Origin of the sequence: Mycobacterium celatum, from assembly GCF_002101595.1 — a bacterium.
Lineage (GTDB): Bacteria > Actinomycetota > Actinomycetes > Mycobacteriales > Mycobacteriaceae > Mycobacterium > Mycobacterium celatum.
In genome coordinates this window covers 11415-28449 of record NZ_LQOM01000010.1, presented here as the reverse complement: position 1 = coordinate 28449, position 17035 = coordinate 11415, and the positions used below count along the sequence as shown (strand labels likewise).

The 17035-nt window shown below is 67.8% G+C and carries 17 protein-coding genes; 9 read left to right on the top strand and 8 right to left on the bottom strand.

The features are described from left to right. The first annotated feature begins 52 nt into the window (after positions 1-52). Entirely contained in the window at positions 53-913 is an 861-nt protein-coding gene (locus AWB95_RS01175) for a glycerophosphodiester phosphodiesterase family protein (RefSeq protein ID WP_062541675.1), read from the top strand. Here AWB95_RS01175 and AWB95_RS01170 read toward each other — a convergent pair. Genes AWB95_RS01170 through AWB95_RS01160 form a run of 3 tightly spaced genes read right to left on the bottom strand, consistent with a single transcriptional unit; the run spans position 907 to position 3839 of the window. Beyond that, complete coding sequence (locus tag AWB95_RS01170) at positions 907-2151, bottom strand: SLC13 family permease (RefSeq protein ID WP_062541674.1); 1245 nt, start codon at positions 2149-2151, stop codon at positions 907-909. The genes AWB95_RS01175 and AWB95_RS01170 overlap by 7 nt on opposite strands. 6 nt (positions 2152-2157) lie before the next feature. After that, the gene (locus AWB95_RS01165) at positions 2158-3078 is read right to left on the bottom strand and encodes an MBL fold metallo-hydrolase (protein WP_062541673.1); all 921 of its coding nucleotides are present in this window, start codon (positions 3076-3078) and stop codon (positions 2158-2160) included. Continuing rightward, the gene (locus AWB95_RS01160; protein WP_085167469.1) at positions 3078-3839 is read right to left on the bottom strand and encodes a LamB/YcsF family protein; all 762 of its coding nucleotides are present in this window, start codon (positions 3837-3839) and stop codon (positions 3078-3080) included. Before AWB95_RS01160 ends, AWB95_RS01165 begins: the two co-directional genes overlap by 1 nt. Positions 3840-3856: 17 nt before the next feature. Between AWB95_RS01160 and AWB95_RS01155 the strand changes: the two genes are divergently transcribed. Continuing rightward, the gene (locus tag AWB95_RS01155; RefSeq protein WP_085167467.1) at positions 3857-4702 is read left to right on the top strand and encodes a sulfurtransferase; all 846 of its coding nucleotides are present in this window, start codon (positions 3857-3859) and stop codon (positions 4700-4702) included. 19 nt (positions 4703-4721) lie between these two features. After that, positions 4722-5795 carry an Rv3575c family transcriptional regulator gene (locus AWB95_RS01150; RefSeq protein ID WP_062540359.1) on the top strand — a complete coding sequence of 358 codons (1074 nt, stop codon included), beginning with the start codon at positions 4722-4724 and terminating at the stop codon, positions 5793-5795. 9 nt (positions 5796-5804) lie between these two features. Here AWB95_RS01150 and kstR read toward each other — a convergent pair whose 3' ends face one another. After that, positions 5805-6410, bottom strand: a complete 606-nt coding sequence (gene kstR, locus AWB95_RS01145) for a cholesterol catabolism transcriptional regulator KstR (RefSeq protein WP_163659790.1) — start codon at positions 6408-6410, stop codon at positions 5805-5807. 239 nt (positions 6411-6649) lie between these two features. Between kstR and AWB95_RS01140 the strand changes: the two genes are divergently transcribed. Continuing rightward, positions 6650-8752 (top strand): acyl-CoA dehydrogenase family protein, encoded by a 2103-nt coding sequence (locus tag AWB95_RS01140; RefSeq protein WP_085167465.1) that lies wholly within the window; start codon positions 6650-6652, stop codon positions 8750-8752. A 111-nt stretch (positions 8753-8863) separates the two neighbouring features. On the opposite strand, the gene AWB95_RS01135 is transcribed toward AWB95_RS01140, so the two are convergent. Further along, positions 8864-9391, bottom strand: coding sequence for a hypothetical protein (locus tag AWB95_RS01135; protein ID WP_180276023.1), 528 nt, complete (start codon positions 9389-9391; stop codon positions 8864-8866). 25 nt (positions 9392-9416) lie between these two features. After that, positions 9417-10484, bottom strand: coding sequence for a ferredoxin--NADP reductase (locus AWB95_RS01130; protein ID WP_062538906.1), 1068 nt, complete (start codon positions 10482-10484; stop codon positions 9417-9419). 119 nt (positions 10485-10603) lie between these two features. Between AWB95_RS01130 and hsaA the strand changes: the two genes are divergently transcribed. Genes hsaA through AWB95_RS01105 form a run of 5 tightly spaced genes read left to right on the top strand, consistent with a single transcriptional unit; the run spans position 10604 to position 14617 of the window. Further along, complete coding sequence (hsaA, locus tag AWB95_RS01125) at positions 10604-11791, top strand: 3-hydroxy-9,10-secoandrosta-1,3,5(10)-triene-9,17-dione monooxygenase oxygenase subunit (RefSeq protein ID WP_062538897.1); 1188 nt, start codon at positions 10604-10606, stop codon at positions 11789-11791. Beyond that, positions 11788-12654: a 4,5:9,10-diseco-3-hydroxy-5,9,17-trioxoandrosta-1(10),2-diene-4-oate hydrolase gene (gene hsaD, locus AWB95_RS01120; protein ID WP_062538898.1), complete on the top strand. Its 867-nt coding sequence runs from the start codon at positions 11788-11790 to the stop codon at positions 12652-12654. Before hsaA ends, hsaD begins: the two co-directional genes overlap by 4 nt. Then, the gene (gene hsaC / locus AWB95_RS01115) at positions 12654-13559 is read left to right on the top strand and encodes an iron-dependent extradiol dioxygenase HsaC (RefSeq protein ID WP_062538899.1); all 906 of its coding nucleotides are present in this window, start codon (positions 12654-12656) and stop codon (positions 13557-13559) included. Before hsaD ends, hsaC begins: the two co-directional genes overlap by 1 nt. Then, on the top strand, positions 13556-14122 hold the full coding sequence (hsaB, locus tag AWB95_RS01110) for a 3-hydroxy-9,10-secoandrosta-1,3,5(10)-triene-9,17-dione monooxygenase reductase subunit (protein ID WP_062538900.1): 567 nt from the start codon (positions 13556-13558) through the stop codon (positions 14120-14122). Before hsaC ends, hsaB begins: the two co-directional genes overlap by 4 nt. Before the next feature lie 48 nt (positions 14123-14170). Next, on the top strand, positions 14171-14617 hold the full coding sequence (locus tag AWB95_RS01105; protein ID WP_062538901.1) for an Rv1419 family lectin: 447 nt from the start codon (positions 14171-14173) through the stop codon (positions 14615-14617). On the opposite strand, the gene AWB95_RS01100 is transcribed toward AWB95_RS01105, so the two are convergent. Further along, on the bottom strand, positions 14614-15867 hold the full coding sequence (locus AWB95_RS01100; RefSeq protein ID WP_062538902.1) for a hypothetical protein: 1254 nt from the start codon (positions 15865-15867) through the stop codon (positions 14614-14616). The two genes, AWB95_RS01105 and AWB95_RS01100, sit on opposite strands and share 4 nt — an antisense overlap. Further along, positions 15864-17027 carry a pyridoxal phosphate-dependent aminotransferase gene (locus AWB95_RS01095; protein WP_062538903.1) on the bottom strand — a complete coding sequence of 388 codons (1164 nt, stop codon included), beginning with the start codon at positions 17025-17027 and terminating at the stop codon, positions 15864-15866. Before AWB95_RS01095 ends, AWB95_RS01100 begins: the two co-directional genes overlap by 4 nt. Positions 17028-17035: the final 8 nt, after the last annotated feature.

Here is a 17035-nt window from a genome sequence, read left to right as displayed (position 1 = left end):
AAGTTCCCCGACACGCCGAGGATTTCGGGCCTTTTGTGTCTGCTCGGCAAGACTGGTGCTGGCCGTCGGTCTTCTCGGTCCGGCGCCGACGGCGGCCGCACAACAACCGGACTTCGACGTGGTGGCGCACCGCGGTGGCGCCGCTGCGCTCGAAATCGGGGTCAGCACTTTGGAATTCGACATCGGTATTACCAAAGACCACCAACCCGTGGTATGGCACGACCAAGACCTGCAGCTGCAGAAGTGCACCGACACCGGGCCCGCGTCGGCCGCCGACCCGCAGTACCCGTACGTCGGAAAGCTGGTGCACGAGCTCACGCTGGCGCAGATCCGCACACTTGACTGCGGCGACCGGATCGCGACGTTGCCGGAGATCTTCGCGCTGAGCGACTCCTATCGCGCCGACGTCCGCTACGACATCGAAACCAAGGTGGATCCCGAGCAGCCGACCGCAACGGCCAGCCCGCAGGAGTTCGTCGACGTGATCGTTGCCGCGGTCCGGGCGGCCGGCAAGACCGACCGTGTCGAGATACAAAGCTTCGACTGGCGAACGCTGCCGATGGTGCGGCAGGCGGAACCGTCGATTCCGGTGGTAGCGCTGTGGAATCAGGCGACGTGGCAACCGGATTCGCCGTGGCTGGCCGGGATCAACCCCGCCGTCGTCGGTGATCCGGTGATCGCCGCCAGGATGATCGGCGCAAGCATCGTCTCGCCCGCCTACTCGCTGGTCGACAAGCCGTTTGTCGACCGGGCACATGCGTTGGGGCTCAAGGTGCTTCCGTGGACCATCAACGACACCGCGACCATGCGCCAGCAGATCGACGACGGCGTCGACGGCATCATCACCGACGATCCCGCGGCCCTGCGTGCGGTGATGGCCGACCTCGGTATGCCGCTGCCGCCCAGCTACTGACCACCGAGCAGCCGCACGCTGGCCCACAGCGCCAGCACCGCGGCGACCAGCGCGGTGGGCACCGTGCACAGCCCGAGCCGGGTGTATTCGCCGACACTGGCCGGAACATCATGGCGGCGTAATACCCTGCGCCACAGCAGGTTCGACAGTGAGCCGACGTAAGTCAGGTTGGGTCCGATGTTCACTCCGATCAGTACCGCCAGAATGGCCGCCGGTCCACTGCTCGCGGCGAGCGGCACCAGCACCAGCGTCGCGGGCAGATTGTTGACAATGTTTGCCAGCACCGCGGCAACGGCTGCTATGCCCAGCAGCGCGGGCAGACTCGAACCCGTCGGCAGCACGGCCCGCATTCCGTCGGCGAACCCGTTGAGCATGACGGCCTGCACCACGACGCCGAGCGCCAGAACGAACAACAGGAACGGCATGTTGACCGCGCGCACGATCTCCACCACCGAGGTGTGTCGGCGAGCGAGGCTGCGCACGGCCAGTGCCAGCGCGCCAGCCAGCGCCGCCCAGGCCGGTGCCACGCCGGCAGCCTCGGCGATCGCAAACCCGGCCAGCGTCAGCGCGACCACCACCAGCACGAACACCGGTGGCCGGGCCGGCGGCCCGACTTCCTGCCGCTCCGGAACCACGCTGAGATCACGCCTGAAAAACCACCGGAAGACGACGTACACGGTGGTCACCGCGGCCAGCCAGGGCAGCGCCATCAGCACAGTGAACTTGGTGAACGACAGGTCGGCGACGTGGAAGGCGAGCAGGTTGGTCAAATTCGACACCGGAAGCAGCAGCGAGGCGGCATTGGCCAAATGCGCACTGGCATAAGCATGTGGGCGCACCGGCGCCCGTAGCCACCGGACCGTGGCGAGGACCACCGGTGTCAACAGGACGACGGTGGCGTCCAGGCTCAGCGCGGCGGTGATCACGGCGGCGATCACGAAAACCTGCCGCAGCAGCCGTTGCGGCCCGAACCGGGAGTGCGCGATCGCCGCGCCTGCCGCTTCGAACAGTCCCTCGTCGTCGCACAGCTTGGCCAGCACCAGCACCGCGCCCAGGAACGCGACCACCCGCGCCAGGCTCGCCACTTCGGCCACGGCCTGATGCACCGAGATCGCACCGACGCCGAGCAGGACGACGACGGCGGGGACCGCGGCAAACGCCTCCGGCCAGCCCCGCGGCCGGGCGACCGCGAACCCCAGCACGACAGCAAGAAGCAGCAGCGCGAGAAATAGGGCCAATGTTCTTCAGTTCCAAGGATCTTCGCGTCGCCACACCGTCGGCATATCCAGTTTGATTCCGTCCTGCGCGGCCAGCCGGTCGAGGACACGCATCGAAGCGTCCAGATCGTCGCCGGCATAGGGCAACGCCCGCAACGGTTTCGACAGCGGGCGGAAGAAGTCGTCCCAGTGTATCGGCACCACTCGGCGCGCACCCACCGCACGCACGGTCTCGGCCCAGTAGTCAGCGAGGTAGTTTTCCGGCTGCAGGCCAAGCTGTCCCACGCCGAGGTAGGCGACGTCGGCGCGCTGCCCGGATAGCGCGCCCGTGACGAAACCGGCGCTGCCCTGGATCAAGCAGCGCCGGCCCGACGGTCGATGGTGCACGATCGCCGACCAGGCCTCGCCGCACCGGTAGGCCGACGCCTTCACCGGCGGGACCACCGGCGCGGTGATCGCGCCGGGAAACCGATCGGGCGGGCAGTGATGCGACTCGATCAACGTCACCTCGAAGGCGCCCAACACAATTGGCGCACCGGACGCCGCCACAACTATGCGGTCGGCGGGGAGGCCGTAGCCGCGGCCCACGTTGGAGGCCGATTCGCCGCCGACCAACAGCGCGCCGGTGCGGTCGGCCACCAACGCGGAATCCAGCGCGTGGTCGATGTGTGTGTGCACCGGGATCACGGCCTCCAGTCGCGAGACCTTGGCGCGGGCCAGGCAGCCGTCGACCCGGGCCGGCGAGGGAGCTACCTTGCGCAACGCGACCCTTGCCAGGCTCGGGCGGGAGAAGTAGCCGTCGGTCATCAGCGCCGACGACCCGTCGTCGAGCAGCAGCGTGGATACTCCCATCCACGTCACCGCCAGCGGCGTACCGGAATCCGCGGCCGGCACGGTGAAGCGGTGCGCGTACCGGGCGATGTCGGGGCGACCGGGCCGCAGCCACATCAGCTGAACGCCTTCAGGTCGATACCTTCGGCGTCGAGCCGATCGCGCACCGCCTCGGCGATCTGTACCGCTGCCGGTGAATCACCGTGTACGCAAACAGATTCCACGCTTATGGAGATCATCGAGCCGTCGACGGCGGTGACGGAGCCGTTGGTCACCATACCCACCACCCGTTCGGCGATCGCCGCCGGATCGTGCAGCACCGCGCCGGGCTCGCGTCGGGACACCAGCCGGCCGTCCGGCCGGTAAGCGCGATCCGCGAACGCCTCCGGCACGGCGCGAAGCCCGCGTTGACGGGCCTCGTCGAAAAACACCGAACCCGCCAGCCCCAGCACCGGCAATCCGGGGTCCACCGAGCGCACCGCCTCGGCGACCGCGGCGGCCTGCTCGCGGTTGGTGACGATCGTGTTGTACAGCGCGCCATGGGGTTTGACGTAGGACACCGCCGAGCCGGCGGCCTGTGCCAGCCCCTGCAGGGCGCCGATCTGGTAGACGACGTCGGCGAGCAGGTCGTCGGCGGTGACGTCGATGAAGCGTCTGCCGAAGCCGGCCAGATCGCGGTAGCTCACCTGCGCGCCGATGCGCACATTCCGTTCGGCCGCGGTGCGGCAGACCCGCAACAGCCCGGCCGGGTCGCCCGCGTGAAAGCCGCACGCCACGTTGGCGCTGGTGACAATGCCGAGCATGGCGTCGTCGTCACCGAGGCGCCAGACGCCGAAGCCCTCACCCAGGTCGGCGTTGAGATCCACGGCGGAGGCCACGTCGCTAGCTTAGGGCTGTGGAGAGCACGCGTGCCGAGGTCTTGATCACCGCGACCGAGTTGGCGAAGCAGCTCGACGAGGGTCAACCGGTGACGATTCTCGATGTGCGCTGGCAGCTCAGCGAGCCCGACGGACGTGCCGCCTACCGGCAGGCCCACCTGCCGGGCGCGGTGTACGTGTCGCTGGAGGACGAGCTGACCGATCATGCGGTCACCGGCCGGGGCCGCCATCCGCTGCCGTCCGGCCGCAGCGTGGAGGCGGCCGCGCGACGGTGGGGCGTCCGTCGAGGTGTGCCGGTGGTGGCCTACGACGACTGGAATCGGGCCGGTTCGGCGCGGGCCTGGTGGGTGTTGACGGCGGCGGGGCTCGACGACGTCCGCATCCTCGACGGCGGCTTGAGTGCATGGGTCGCGGCCGGCGGCGCGCTCGAGGCCCGCAGTGTCACACCCGAGCCTTCAGACGTCACGGTGTCGCACAGTGACCTGTACGCCGGAGCCCGGCGCACGCTGACGGCAGAGCAGGTAGCCGCCGTGGGCGTGCTGCTCGACGCGCGAGCACCCGAACGCTTTCGCGGTGATGTCGAGCCAGTCGACCCGGTCGCCGGCCACATCCCGGGTGCCACCAACGTGCCGAGCACCAGCCTGCTGGCCGGCGATGGAACTTTCCTGCCCGACGACGAGCTGGCCCGGCTGTTCGCCGGACATGACGCAGACACCGGCGCCTACTGCGGCTCAGGGATCACTGCCTCGGTGCTCGTCGCGGCGCTGGCCGCCGTCGGGGTGGACGCGGCGTTGTTTCCCGGCTCGTGGTCGGAGTGGATTTCGGATCCCGCGCGGCCGGTAGCCCGTGGCGAGCGAACCTGACCCGGTAGCGTCACGGGACATGAGTCCCACGCCGCGACGGCGGGCGACCCTGGCATCGCTCGCCGCTGAGCTCAAGGTGTCGCGGACCACCATCTCGAACGCTTACAACCGGCCCGACCAACTGTCGCCCGAACTGCGGGAGCGGGTGCTGGCCGCCGCGAAACGGCTGGGGTATCCGGGCCCCGATCCGGTGGCGAGGTCACTACGTACCCGCAAGGCCGGCGCGGTCGGTCTGGTCAGCACCGAACCGCTGACTTATTCGTTCAGCGACCCCGCAGCGCTGGATTTCGTTGCGGGACTGGCACAGTCGTGTGAGGAACGGGGTCAGGGGCTGATGCTGATTGCCGTCGGGCCGAGCCGGACGGTGGCCAAGGGCTCCGAGTCGGTGCTCGCGGCGGGCGTCGACGGCTTCGTCGTGTACTCGGTGTCCGACGACGACCCCTACTTGCAGGTCGCGCTGCAGCGACGGCTGCCGGTCGTCGTGGTCGACCAGCCCAAAGACGTTCCGGGCACGTCGCGGGTCGGGATCGACGACCGGGCGGCGATGCGCGAACTCGCCGACCACGTACTGGGCTTGGGCCATCGGCAGATTGGGCTGCTGAGCATGCGGCTACGGCGGGACCGCCGCGAAGGGGTGGTCAACGTGGGCCGGCTGAGGTCTGCCACGTTCCAGGTGCAAGCCGAGCGCATTCACGGCGTGCGTGATGCGATGACGGCGACCGGACTGGACCCGGACTCGCTGACTGTCGTCGAAAGCTACGAGCACACGCCGACGTCGGGCGGCGTCGCCGCCGAGATCGCGCTGCAGGCGAACCCGCGGATTACAGCGCTGATGTGCACGGCCGACGTGCTCGCTCTGTCGGCGATGGACTACTTGCGCGGCCGGGGCATCTATGTGCCGGGTCAGATGACGGTCACCGGCTTCGACGGCGTGCCCGACGCACGCCGCCGCGGACTGACCACGGTCGCACAGCCGAGCCTGCACAAGGGCCGTCGCGCCGGTGAGCTCTTGCGCGGCGATATAACCCACCCGTCGGTCGAACTGCTGGAAACCACGCTGGTCCGAGGACGCACGGCCGGTCCGCCGGGCTAGCCGCCGCAGCTAAATCTTCGGGTGCTCCTGGTCGCCGATCAGCAGCCGCACCGCCAGGTCCAGCCGCTTGCTCACGTCGGTCGCCGATGCGCGACGGGTCAGCCAGGCGAGCAGGTTGGAGGTCCACACATTCGAGAGCACCCGGGCGATGTGGTACTCCTCCTCGGTCGGTTCGCCTTCGGCCATCGCCCGGGCGAACATCGAGTCGATGACCTTCTCGACGTGGTCGACCTCGCCGGCCGCGGACGCGTCGGCAAACACGTACGCACGGGTCATGGCCTCGGTCAGCAGCGGATTGCGCTGCATGGCGCGGTTGAGCCTGTTGATCATGAAGTTCAGCCGCTGATACGGCGTTCCGCCGGTCAGCGTGGACCGGTCGGTCTTGGCGTCGATGCGCTCGAACTCCCGGCCCAGCGCCGAGACCAGCAAATGCACCTTCGACGGGAAATAGCGGTACAGCGTGCCGACCGCGACGTCCGCCCGGTCTGCCACCGCGCGCATCTGAACCGCCTCATAGCCGCCCTTGGAGGCAATCGCCATCGTCGCGTCCAGGATGCGTTTGCGACGCTCCCGCTGCGCCTCGGACCCGAGCTCGGACTCGGCCAAAACCGCCACGTTCATGACCTCGCGGGGCTGTGCATCCCCGGGGCGGCCCGAATTGGCGTTCGCTGGCGACGACATGTGACGGGCAGCTCCTTCTGTTGCGTTCCCGCTCAAACGATACGCACGCAGAGCGCGAATTTCCCATCTCGCTGCAACGCGGACACCGGAGCGTCCTGCTGCGATGGCGTTCGACTTGACGGCCGATCGCTGGCACTATTAGAACACGTTCTAGTCGACCGAGGAGCCTCAACGTGCCAGCCACCATCACCGACGAACAGTTCGCGGCGCGTGAGTTGGTGCGCGATTGGGCCGGCGGCGCAGGAACGACGGCCGCGGTCCGCGACATCGAGCAGGGCAAGCCCGAGGCCTGGCGGACCGTGTACGACGGCCTGGCCGGGCTCGGGCTGTTCGGTGTGGCGGTTCCGGAGGACTGCGGCGGCGCGGGCGGCAGCATCGACGATCTGTGCGCCATGGTCGACGAGGCGGCAAAGGCGCTGGTTCCCGGCCCGGTTGCGACGACGGCGCTGGCCACACTGGTGGTGACCGACCCGCAACTGCGCGGCGCGCTGGCGTCCGGTGACCGCGTCGCCGGGGTGGCGCTGGTCGGCGACGTGGACTTCGACGGCTCGCGGGCGTCGGGCAGCCTGCCGTGGGTGCTGGGGGCCGACGCCCAGGGCCTGTTGCTGCTGCCGGCCGGCGACACGTGGCTGCTCGTCGACGCCACCGCAGACGGCGTGACGGTCGAGCCCCTGCAGGCCACCGACTTCTCCCGGCCGCTGGCGCGGGTGGTGCTGACGTCGGCGCCGGCCACCGTGCTCGACGCCCCGCAGCTGGAGGACCTGGCCGCGACGGTACTGGCTGCCGAGACGGCCGGGGTGGCGCGGTGGGCGCTGGAGAGCGCTGTCGCTTACGCCAAGGTCCGCGAGCAGTTCGGTAAGCCGATCGGCAGTTTCCAGGCCGTCAAGCACCTCTGCGCCGAGATGCTGTTGCGGGCTGAGCAGGCATCCGTCGCAGCTGCCGACGCCGCCCGCGCCGCCAGCGAAGTCGGCGACCAGCAGCTGTCCATCGCCGCCGCGGTCGCCGCCGCCACCGGTATCCAGGCCGCCAAGGCCAACGTCAAAGACTGCATCCAGGTGCTCGGCGGCATCGGCATCACCTGGGAACACGACGCGCATCTGTACCTGCGCCGCGCCTACGGCATCGGGCAGTTTCTCGGTGGCGGGTCACGCTGGCTGCGCCGCGTTGCGGCGTTGACGCAGCAGGGAATTCGGCGCGAACTGCACATCGACCTGGATTCCGTCGCGCATTTACGACCGGAGATCAGCGCCGCGGTCGGAAAGATCGCCGCGCTGCCCGTCGAAAAGCGGCAGGCGGCGCTGGCCGAGGCGGGACTGCAGGCGCCGCACTGGCCGAAGCCTTACGGGCGCAACGCGTCTCCCGCCGAGCAGTTGCTGATCGATCAGGAGCTGGCCGCGGCCGGGGTGGAGCGGCCGGATCTGGTGATCGGCTGGTGGGCTGCGCCCACCATCCTCGAACACGGCACACCGGCCCAGATCGAGCAGTTCATTCCGGCCACCCTGCGCGGTGAAATTCTTTGGTGCCAACTGTTTTCCGAGCCGGGCGCCGGCTCGGATCTGGCGTCGCTGCGAACCAAGGCCGTCCGCGTCGACGGCGGCTGGAAGCTGACCGGGCAGAAGGTGTGGACGTCGGCGGCGCACAAGGCGCAGTGGGGCGTCTGTCTTGCGCGTACCGATCCCGACGCCCCGAAACACAAAGGCATCACCTACTTCCTGGTCGACATGTCCTCGCCCGGCATCGAGATCCGGCCGCTGCGCGAGATCACCGGCGACGACCTGTTCAACGAGGTCTTCCTCGACGACGTGTTCGTGCCCGACGACATGGTGGTCGGCGCGGTTAACGACGGCTGGCGGCTGGCGCGCACCACGTTGGCCAACGAGCGGGTCGCGATGGCTCACGGCACCGCGCTGGGCAATCCGATGGAAGAGCTGCTTCGCACGGTCGCCGCGCTTGATCTCGATCCCGCCGAGCAGGACCGGCTCGGCGCGTTGATCCTGTCGGCTCAAGTCGGCTCGCTGCTAGACCAGCGCATTGCCCAATTGGCTGTGGGCGGTCAGGACCCCGGCGCAGAATCGAGCGCCCGCAAGCTGATTGGGGTCCGCTACCGTCAGGCGCTGTCCGAATTCCGGATGGAGCTGTCCGACGGAGGCGGGCTGGTCGAGAACAAGACGGTGCACGACTTCCTCAACACCCGCTGCCTGACGATCGCCGGCGGGACCGAGCAGATCCTGTTGACTGTGGCCGCCGAACGGCTGCTCGGCCTGCCGCGCGGCTAGCGGTCAATCAGGGCATGCCAGCTATTACGGCGAGGCGCGGTTAGTGCCCGCGAGATTGCTGCCAGGGTCGTGATTCGTGCGGGATCACGACCCTGAGCGACGTTTCGCGACTCAGGAAAACGTGGTCTGCGCGCAGGTGCTGGGCGAGGTGAGGTTGACCCCGCTGTAGACCACCTGGATGTGCGTGCAGACGATGACGCTCACGTCGGTCTTCGGTTGCCCGTTGTGCCAGTCGGTCGAGTCGATCCGACCGCTGCTCTGGTATTTCTCCGGCGGGCCCTCACCCATGTAGATGTCGGTCATCACGTCGGTGCCGCCCTGCTTCATGATCCGCTCGTACTGACCGTCGGCATGCACGTCGAGGTAGGCCATCCGGTTCGGCGAGCGGAATTCGGTGCTTTGGCGCGCCCAGAGATCGGACGGGAATCCGGTCACCCCGTCGGGCGTCCGCAAGTCGGCCCCGACGGTGAAGTCGCAGCTGCCGGTCGGCTTATGGCAGTCGAGCAGGACGCGCGTCTCCAGCTGGGTCGCCTCGTCGACCGGCATCAACGTGGTCGCGGTATTGCTCGCCGCCGACGACGGGGACGCCAACGCCAACGCCGCCACGAGACCCGTCAGTGCCACACCCAGCCGCTTGATCACCACAAGAACCTAACGCTCGCGGCTATTCGTCATAAGTGACTTCGACCGAATCGGTCTCCGGGTGCGACTGGCACGCCAGGATCAGGCCCTCGTCGAGGTCCTGCTGCTCGAGGACGTCGTTGACCTCCATGGTCACCTTGCCCTTGCGCAGGGTGCACGCACACGCGCCGCAGTGGCCCTCGCGGCAGGAGAACGGCGCGTCGAGGCCGGCGTCCAGCAGCACGTCGAGCAGCTTGGCGCCGCGCGGCCATGACACCGTGTGGGTTTCGCCGTCGAGCTGCACCACCGCGGTAGCCGGTGGCTCGTCGCCGGAGTCTTCGACCTTCACCGCGGCGAACGGATCGGACTCCAGTGACTTGAACACTTCGAGATGTACTTGGGCCGCAGGCACTTTCAGCGCATCCAAGGCCTCCCGTGCGGCCTGCATGAACGGCCCGGGCCCGCAGATGAACGCCTGCCGGTCGGTGTAGGGGCCGGCCAGCTGCGCCAACGCGGTAGCGCTCGGCAGCCCCTGCAGCGACTCCAGCCAGTGCACGACCGTCAGGCGGTCGGGGTACTTGGCGGCGAGCTCGCGCAGCGCGTCGCCGAAGATCACCGAACGATCGTCACGGTTGGCGTACAGCAACACCACTTGTCCGCTGCCCTCCGACAGCGCCGACTTGCAGATCGACATGATCGGGGTGATCCCGCTGCCGCCGGCGATCAGCAGGAAGTCGTCGTCGAGGGTCTTGGGCACAAAGTTGCCCGACGGCGCCAGCACGTGGATCCGCATGCCCGCGTGGGCGTGGTCGCAGATCCAGTTCGACGCGTAGCCGTCCCTGTCCCGCTTGACGGTGACGGTCAGCGCGTCGTCGGTGAACGGCGAGCTGCACAGCGAATAGCAGCGGGCCACCGAGCCGGTGCGTTCGCTGGGGATGCGCAGCGTCAGGAACTGGCCGGGCGCGTAACGCAGCCGGTCGGCCGGAATATCTGCGCCGTCCGGAACGGCGAACACCAAAGACCGCGCGTCGTCGGTCTCGGCGACGACGTCGGCGACCTGCAGCTCCAGGACGTGGCTGCCGAGCGGCTCGTCGGGAACGATGTCCGTCACCACCCGGCCCTTCCTCCCGTCATAACTAGAACAGGTTACAGAAAACCCACTAGGTAGCGCTACCTGCCGCAGGAATACCCTGCTCGACACAAATCGGAACGTGTTCTAGTCTTGCTGCTATGTCAGCCTCTATTCAACAGCGTGACGCGCAGGCGGTCCTAGCCGGCATCGACGACTTGCTTCCCCAGCTGCGCGAGCGCGCTCAGGCCACCGAGGATCTGCGCCGACTGCCCGACGAGACCGTCAAGGCGCTCGACGAGGTCGGCTTCTTCACGTTGCTGCAGCCCGAGCAGTGGGGTGGCCTGCAATGCGACCCGGCGCTGTTCTACGAGGCGGCGCGACGGCTGGCCAGCGCCTGCGGCTCCACCGGCTGGGTGGGATCCATCATCGGGGTGCACAACTGGCACTTGGCGCTGTTCGACCAGAAGGCCCAGGAGGAGGTATGGGGCGAGGACCCGACGGTCCGGATCTCCTCGTCGTACGCCCCGATGGGCGCCGGCACCGTCGTCGAAGGCGGCTATCTGGTCAGCGGGTCGTGGAACTGGTCGTCGGGCTGCGACCACGCCACCTGGTGCTTCCTGGGCGGCCCGGTCATCAAGGACGGCCGGCCGGTCGACTTCGGCAGCTTTTTGATCCCGCGTACCGAATACGAGATCAAAGACGTCTGGCACGTGGTCGGGCTGCGCGGCACCGGCAGCAACACGATCGTCGTCAAGGACGTATTCGTGCCGCGCCATCGCTTCCTGTCCTACAAGGCGATGAACGACGGCACCGCGGGCGGTTATGAGACCAACACCGCGCCTGTCTACAAGATGCCTTGGGGCACAGTGCATCCCACCACGATCTCGGCACCGATTGTCGGCATGGCCTACGGCGCCTACGAGGCGCACGTCGAGCACCAGGGCAGACGGATCCGTGCGGCATTCGCGGGGGAGAAAGCCAAAGACGACCCGTTCGCCAAGGTCCGCATCGCCGAGGCCGCCAGCGACATCGACGCGGCGTGGCGGCAGCTGATCGGCAACGTCAGCGACGAGTACGCATGTCTGGTGGCCGGCAAGGAGATTCCCTTCGAGCTGCGGGCACGTGCCCGCCGCGACCAGGTACGCGCCACCGGCCGGGCGATCGCCTCCGTTGACCGCCTGTTCGAGGCGTCCGGCGCCACCGCGCTGGCCAACGATGCTCCGATCCAACGGTTCTGGCGCGACGCACACGCCGGCCGGGTGCACGCCGCCAACGACCCCGAGCGGGCCTACGTGATCTTCGGGAACCACGAGTTCGGGCTGCCGCCCGGCGACACGATGGTATGACCGCCACCGAGGAGCTGACGTTCGAGTCGACCTCGCGCTTCGCCGAGGTCGACGTCGACGGGCCGCTGAAGCTGCACTATCACGAAGCCGGCAGCGGCCCGACAATTGTGCTGCTGCACGGCGGTGGCCCGGGGGCGTCAAGCTGGACGAACTTCTCCCGCAACATCGCCGTGCTGGCGCAGTATTTTCACGTGCTGGCCGTCGACCAACCGGGCTACGGCCACTCCGACAAACGCGCCGAGCACGGGCAGTTCAACCGTTACGCCGCCAGGGCGCTGCACGGGCTTTTCGACCAGTTGGGGCTGGGACGTGTTCCACTCGTGGGCAATTCGCTGGGCGGGGGCACCGCCGTCCGCTTTGCGCTCGACTACCCGGACCGGGCCGGCCGGCTGGTGTTGATGGGCCCGGGTGGGCTCAGCGTCAACCTTTTTGCGCCCGACCCCACCGAAGGGGTCAAGCGGCTGGGCAAGTTCTCCGTCGAACCCACACGGGAAAACCTCGAGGCTTTCCTGCGGGTGATGGTCTACGACCAGAAGCTGATCACGCCCGAGCTGATCGAGGAGCGCTTCGCGCTGGCCAGCACACCCGAATCGCTGGCCGCGACGATCGCGATGGGAAAGTCGTTCGCTGGGGCCGACTTTGAGCTCGGCATGATGTGGCGCGAGGTGTACCGGCTGCGCCAGCCCGTGCTGCTGATCTGGGGCCGTGAGGACCGGGTCAACCCGCTCGACGGCGCGCTGGTCGCCGTGAAGACGATTCCGCGTGTGCAGCTCCACGTTTTCGGGCAGTGTGGACATTGGGCACAGGTGGAGAAGTTCGACGAGTTCAACAAGCTGACCATCGACTTTCTGGGAGGCGTGTGATGAGCATCCGGTCGCTGGGCTATCTGCGCATCGAGGCCACCGACGTGGCGGCCTGGCGCGAATACGGGCTGAAGGTGCTCGGCATGGTCGAGGGCAGCGGCACCACCGAAGGCGCGCTGTACCTGCGGATGGACGACTTCCCGGCCCGGCTGGTGATCCTGCCCGGCGAACACGACCGGCTGTCTGCAGCCGGCTGGGAATGCGCGAACGCCGAAGGGCTGCAAGAGATCCGCAACCGCCTCGACGTCGAGGGCACACCGTACAAGGAAGCCACCGCCGCCGAGCTGGCGGATCGGCGCGTCGACGAGATGATCCAATTCTCCGATCCGTCGGGTAACTGCCTGGAGGTCTTCCACGGCGCCGCGCTCGAGCACCGCCGGGTCGTCAGCCCGTACGGGCACAAATTCGTCACCGGCGAGCAGGGCCTGGGCCATGTGGTGCTGTCCACCCGCGACGACGCCGAGGCGCTGCACTTCTACCGCGACGTGCTCGGCTTCAAACTGCGCGACTCGATGCGGATGCCGCCGCAATTGGTCGGTCGCCCCGCCGACGGAGCCCCGGCCTGGCTGCGGTTCTTCGGCTGCAATCCGCGTCATCACAGCCTCGCCTTCCTGCCGCTGCCGACCCCGAGCGGCATCGTGCACCTGATGATCGAGGTGGAGAACTCCGACGACGTCGGGCTGTGCCTGGATCGGGCGTTGCGTCGCAAGGTGCCGATGTCGGCGACGCTGGGCCGGCACGTCAACGACCTGATGCTGTCGTTCTACATGAAGACGCCCGGCGGATTCGACGTCGAATTCGGTTGTGAGGGAAGAAAAGTCGACGACAGCGACTGGATTGCCCGGGAAAGCACCGCGGTGAGCCTGTGGGGCCACGACTTCACGGTAGGTGCCCGGAACCAGTGAGCGCCGCGCCGATCGACCCGCGCACGTTCCGCAACGTGCTGGGTCAGTTCTGCACCGGGATCACGATCATCACCACCGTGCACGACGGCTCGCCGGTCGGCTTCGCCTGCCAGTCGTTCGCGGCGCTGTCGCTGGAGCCGCCGCTGGTGCTGTTCTGCCCCACCAAGGTGTCGCGGTCGTGGCAGGCCATCGAGGCCAGCGGAAAGTTCTGCGTCAACGTGCTCACCGAGGGGCAGAAGCACATCTCGGCGCGGTTCGGCTCCAAGGAGGCCGACAAATTTGCCGGGATCGACTGGACCCCATCGGAACTCGGTTCGCCGGTCATTGACGGGTCGCTTGCCTACATCGACTGCACGGTGCACTCGGTGCACGACGGCGGCGACCACTTCGTGGTATTCGGGGCGGTGAAATCACTGTCCGAGGTGCCCAAGATCAAGCCGCGGCCGCTGCTGTTCTATCGCGGCGACTACACCGGCATCGAACCCGACAAGACCACCCCGGCGCAGTGGCGCGACGACCTCGAGGCCTTCCTGACGACGACCACCCAGGACACCTGGCTGTAGGACGTTGGTCTGTCGCTGCGACGGCTGCGGTGCGATGATGGGACTGAAATGCGCCGGATCGTTCTCCTGGTCGGCGCGGTTTTGGGTGCCGCGCTGCTGAGCGCAGGCGTGGCGAGTGCCGACCCGGTCCAGTTACGGAGCAGGCTGGGCAATTGGTGCCTCGACAGTCCGAACGGAAACAACGCCGCCACGATGGTCAACCCCTGCGACGGGTCGAAATCCCAGCTGTGGCTTTTCAACTCTGCCGGGCAGCTCGAGAGCGCGGCCTTTCCGGGGTATTGCGTAAACATCAGCGGCGCAGCGGATAACACCCCGGTGACCCTCGCGCCGTGTCAGGCCAACACGGCTAACGAGCAGTGGGCTCACCAACCCGACGGCCACATCACCAGCCCGATCGGTCCGTGCCTCAATGTGTTCGGGGGCGTGGCGCAGCCCGGCACTCCGGTGATCGCCTACCACTGCATTCCCGACGTGGCCGACGAGCAGTGGGATTAACGTTCGGAATGCCAGCGGGCCTGATGCTCGGCGTGCGTCGGCAGGTAGGCGCCGGGCGCGAAGAACTCGTCGTAGAAATCGGTGTCCAGGTGTTGTGCCTGTAGGTACATCAGCACGTGCACGGTCGGCACGGTGCCGGGCAACTTGCCGAAGGTGTCGTAGATATATGACGCTTCGAGGGTGACGAGCTCCCGTATACCGTCGAACGGCAGCGCCGAGGCGCGCACCGTCGGTGTATCCGACCACGGTCCGGGTGTGTCCGGGTGAAAGGGACCACCGGGGCCGTACTTGCGGGCGACGAGCGTGTCCACCCCTTCTGCGACCGACGGCACATGCGGCGGGCTGAGCGTCTCGAAGTATCCGGGCAGCCCGGTGACGTTCGGGAAGGGCCAACGGTCGTCTTGGTCTGCGACGAATCCCAGCCCGTCCAGCACCGACAATCGATTCAGGCCGTCGTAGATCCAGCCGCCCAGTCCCAGTGCCTGCAGCGCCAAGGCCCCGTTGTTGGCGGCGATGGCAAGTTCTGCGCTCGCCTCCGTCAGCGTGTACTGCTCGACAAACGACAACGGGATCGGGTCGTCGGCATGGGGTAGTGACGAAAAGTGTTCGGTGCCCGGGATATTGCGACCGGTGACGTCATCGGTGATCAGATAGCCGTTGGCGGCGAAGAACCACAGGTTTTCCATCAGGTGCTCGGCGAGATCGGCCACCGGAAATGCCAGCAGGCTGCCGGGGTGGTTGGCGATCCAGAGGTTGTGGCCCTCCATGTGGGGTTCCTCGCGCGGCAGCTCCAGGCGAGTGTCCGAAATCCGCACATACGAGTCCGCAGTGTGGCTGATCCAGTCCTCGATACTGTCGGACTGGCGCGGCTGCGCGTCGCGGCTGGGCAGCATGTACGTGCCGGTGTCGTCGGTGAAGAACAGCTGGCTGGTGTGAAAGCCCGCCGCCGACGGGAAAGTTCGACCGGTCGCGCTGCCCGAATAGTTGGGCAGTGACGGCGCGTAGCCCGGGTTATGGGTTATGCCGTAGTGCCAGCCGGTGACGCCGCCGGTGACCGAAATCATCAGCGCCCGTTCGACTTCCGACAGCGGCTGGACCGGCCGTCGACTGGTGTAGGCCAGCGCGCCGGCCGGGATCCGGCCGCCGACGGGAAATCGCCGTGACCGCCGTCCGGTAATGGCCGCGAACAACGGGAACTCACTCACCTGCGCCAGTGCGGCCCGTTCGTGGTCGGAGATGACAAGGCTCACCTTTGCAGCCACACCCTTATGCGCCGCAACGCCTCTTCGATATCGCCGGTCGGGCCCGCGAACGACAACCGGACGAACGATCCACCATGCACGGTGTCGAAGTCGATGCCGGGCGCAATCGCAACACCGGTGTCGGCCAACAGTTTCGAGCAGAAGGCCATCGAGTCGTCGGTGTAGTCTGACACGTCGGCGTAGACGTAGAAGGCGCCATCGGTGGGCGCCAGCCGGTCGATGCCGATGCCGCGGAGACCGTCCAGCAAGAGCCTGCGGTTGATTGCGTACTGGTGCAGGTGTCCGTCGGCTTCGGCCACCGCCTCGGGGGTGAACGCTGCAACGGCGGCGTGCTGCGATAACACCGGCGGGCAGATCGTGAAATTGCCGGTCAGGCGGTCCACCGCGCGGCGCAGCTCGGCCGGCACCAGCAGCCAGCCCAGCCGCCAGCCCGTCATCGCGAAATACTTGGAAAAGCTGTTGACCACCACCGCGTTTCGCGACGTCTGCCAGGCGCAGCTTGTTTCCGGCGCGCCCTCGTAGACCAGCCCGTGATAGACCTCGTCGCTGACCAGCCGCACCCCGGCGGAATCACACCACGACGCGATCGCCGCCAGCTCCGCCGGCGGAATGACCGTGCCGGTCGGGTTGGCCGGGCTGGCCACCACCACGCCGGCCACCGGCGGGTCGAGTTCGGCCAGCATCTGTGCCGTGGGCTGAAATCGGGTCTCCGGCCCACACTCGAGATCGACCACCTCACACCCGAGCGCCGTCAAAATGTTGCGGTAGCACGGGTAGCCCGGACTGCTGACCACCACCCGGTCGCCGACGTCGAAGCACGCCAAGAACGTCAGCAGGAACCCTCCCGACGACCCTGTCGTGATCACCACCTCGTCGGGATTGACCGCCAGCGCGTACCTGTCTCGGTACGACGCCGCGATCGCCGCGCGAAGCTCCGGAATGCCCAGCGCCACCGTGTAACCCAGCGGGCTGCTGTCCAGCGCGGCTTTGGCGGCGGTGCGCACCGGCTCGGGGGCGCCCGCACTGGGTTGCCCCGCCGACAGGTTCACCAGGTCGCCATGGGTCCGCTGACGCTCGGCGGCCGCCAGCCACACGTCCATCACGTAGAACGGCGGGATCCCGGCGCGCAACGCGACGCGGTCGTTCATAGCGCCAC

Bases quoted from the DNA above. Each gene is read 5' to 3' on its own strand.
- hsaA (WP_062538897.1), top strand. From the start codon at position 10,604: ATGTCAGCCTCTATTCAACAGCGTGACGCGCAGGCGGTCCTAGCCGGC.
- AWB95_RS01095 (WP_062538903.1), bottom strand. From the start codon at position 17,027: ATGAACGACCGCGTCGCGTTGCGCGCCGGGATCCCGCCGTTCTACGTG.
- hsaC (WP_062538899.1), top strand. From the start codon at position 12,654: ATGAGCATCCGGTCGCTGGGCTATCTGCGCATCGAGGCCACCGACGTG.
- hsaD (WP_062538898.1), top strand. From the start codon at position 11,788: ATGACCGCCACCGAGGAGCTGACGTTCGAGTCGACCTCGCGCTTCGCC.
- AWB95_RS01165 (WP_062541673.1), bottom strand. From the start codon at position 3,078: ATGTGGCTGCGGCCCGGTCGCCCCGACATCGCCCGGTACGCGCACCGC.
- AWB95_RS01105 (WP_062538901.1), top strand. From the start codon at position 14,171: ATGCGCCGGATCGTTCTCCTGGTCGGCGCGGTTTTGGGTGCCGCGCTG.
- AWB95_RS01150 (WP_062540359.1), top strand. From the start codon at position 4,722: ATGAGTCCCACGCCGCGACGGCGGGCGACCCTGGCATCGCTCGCCGCT.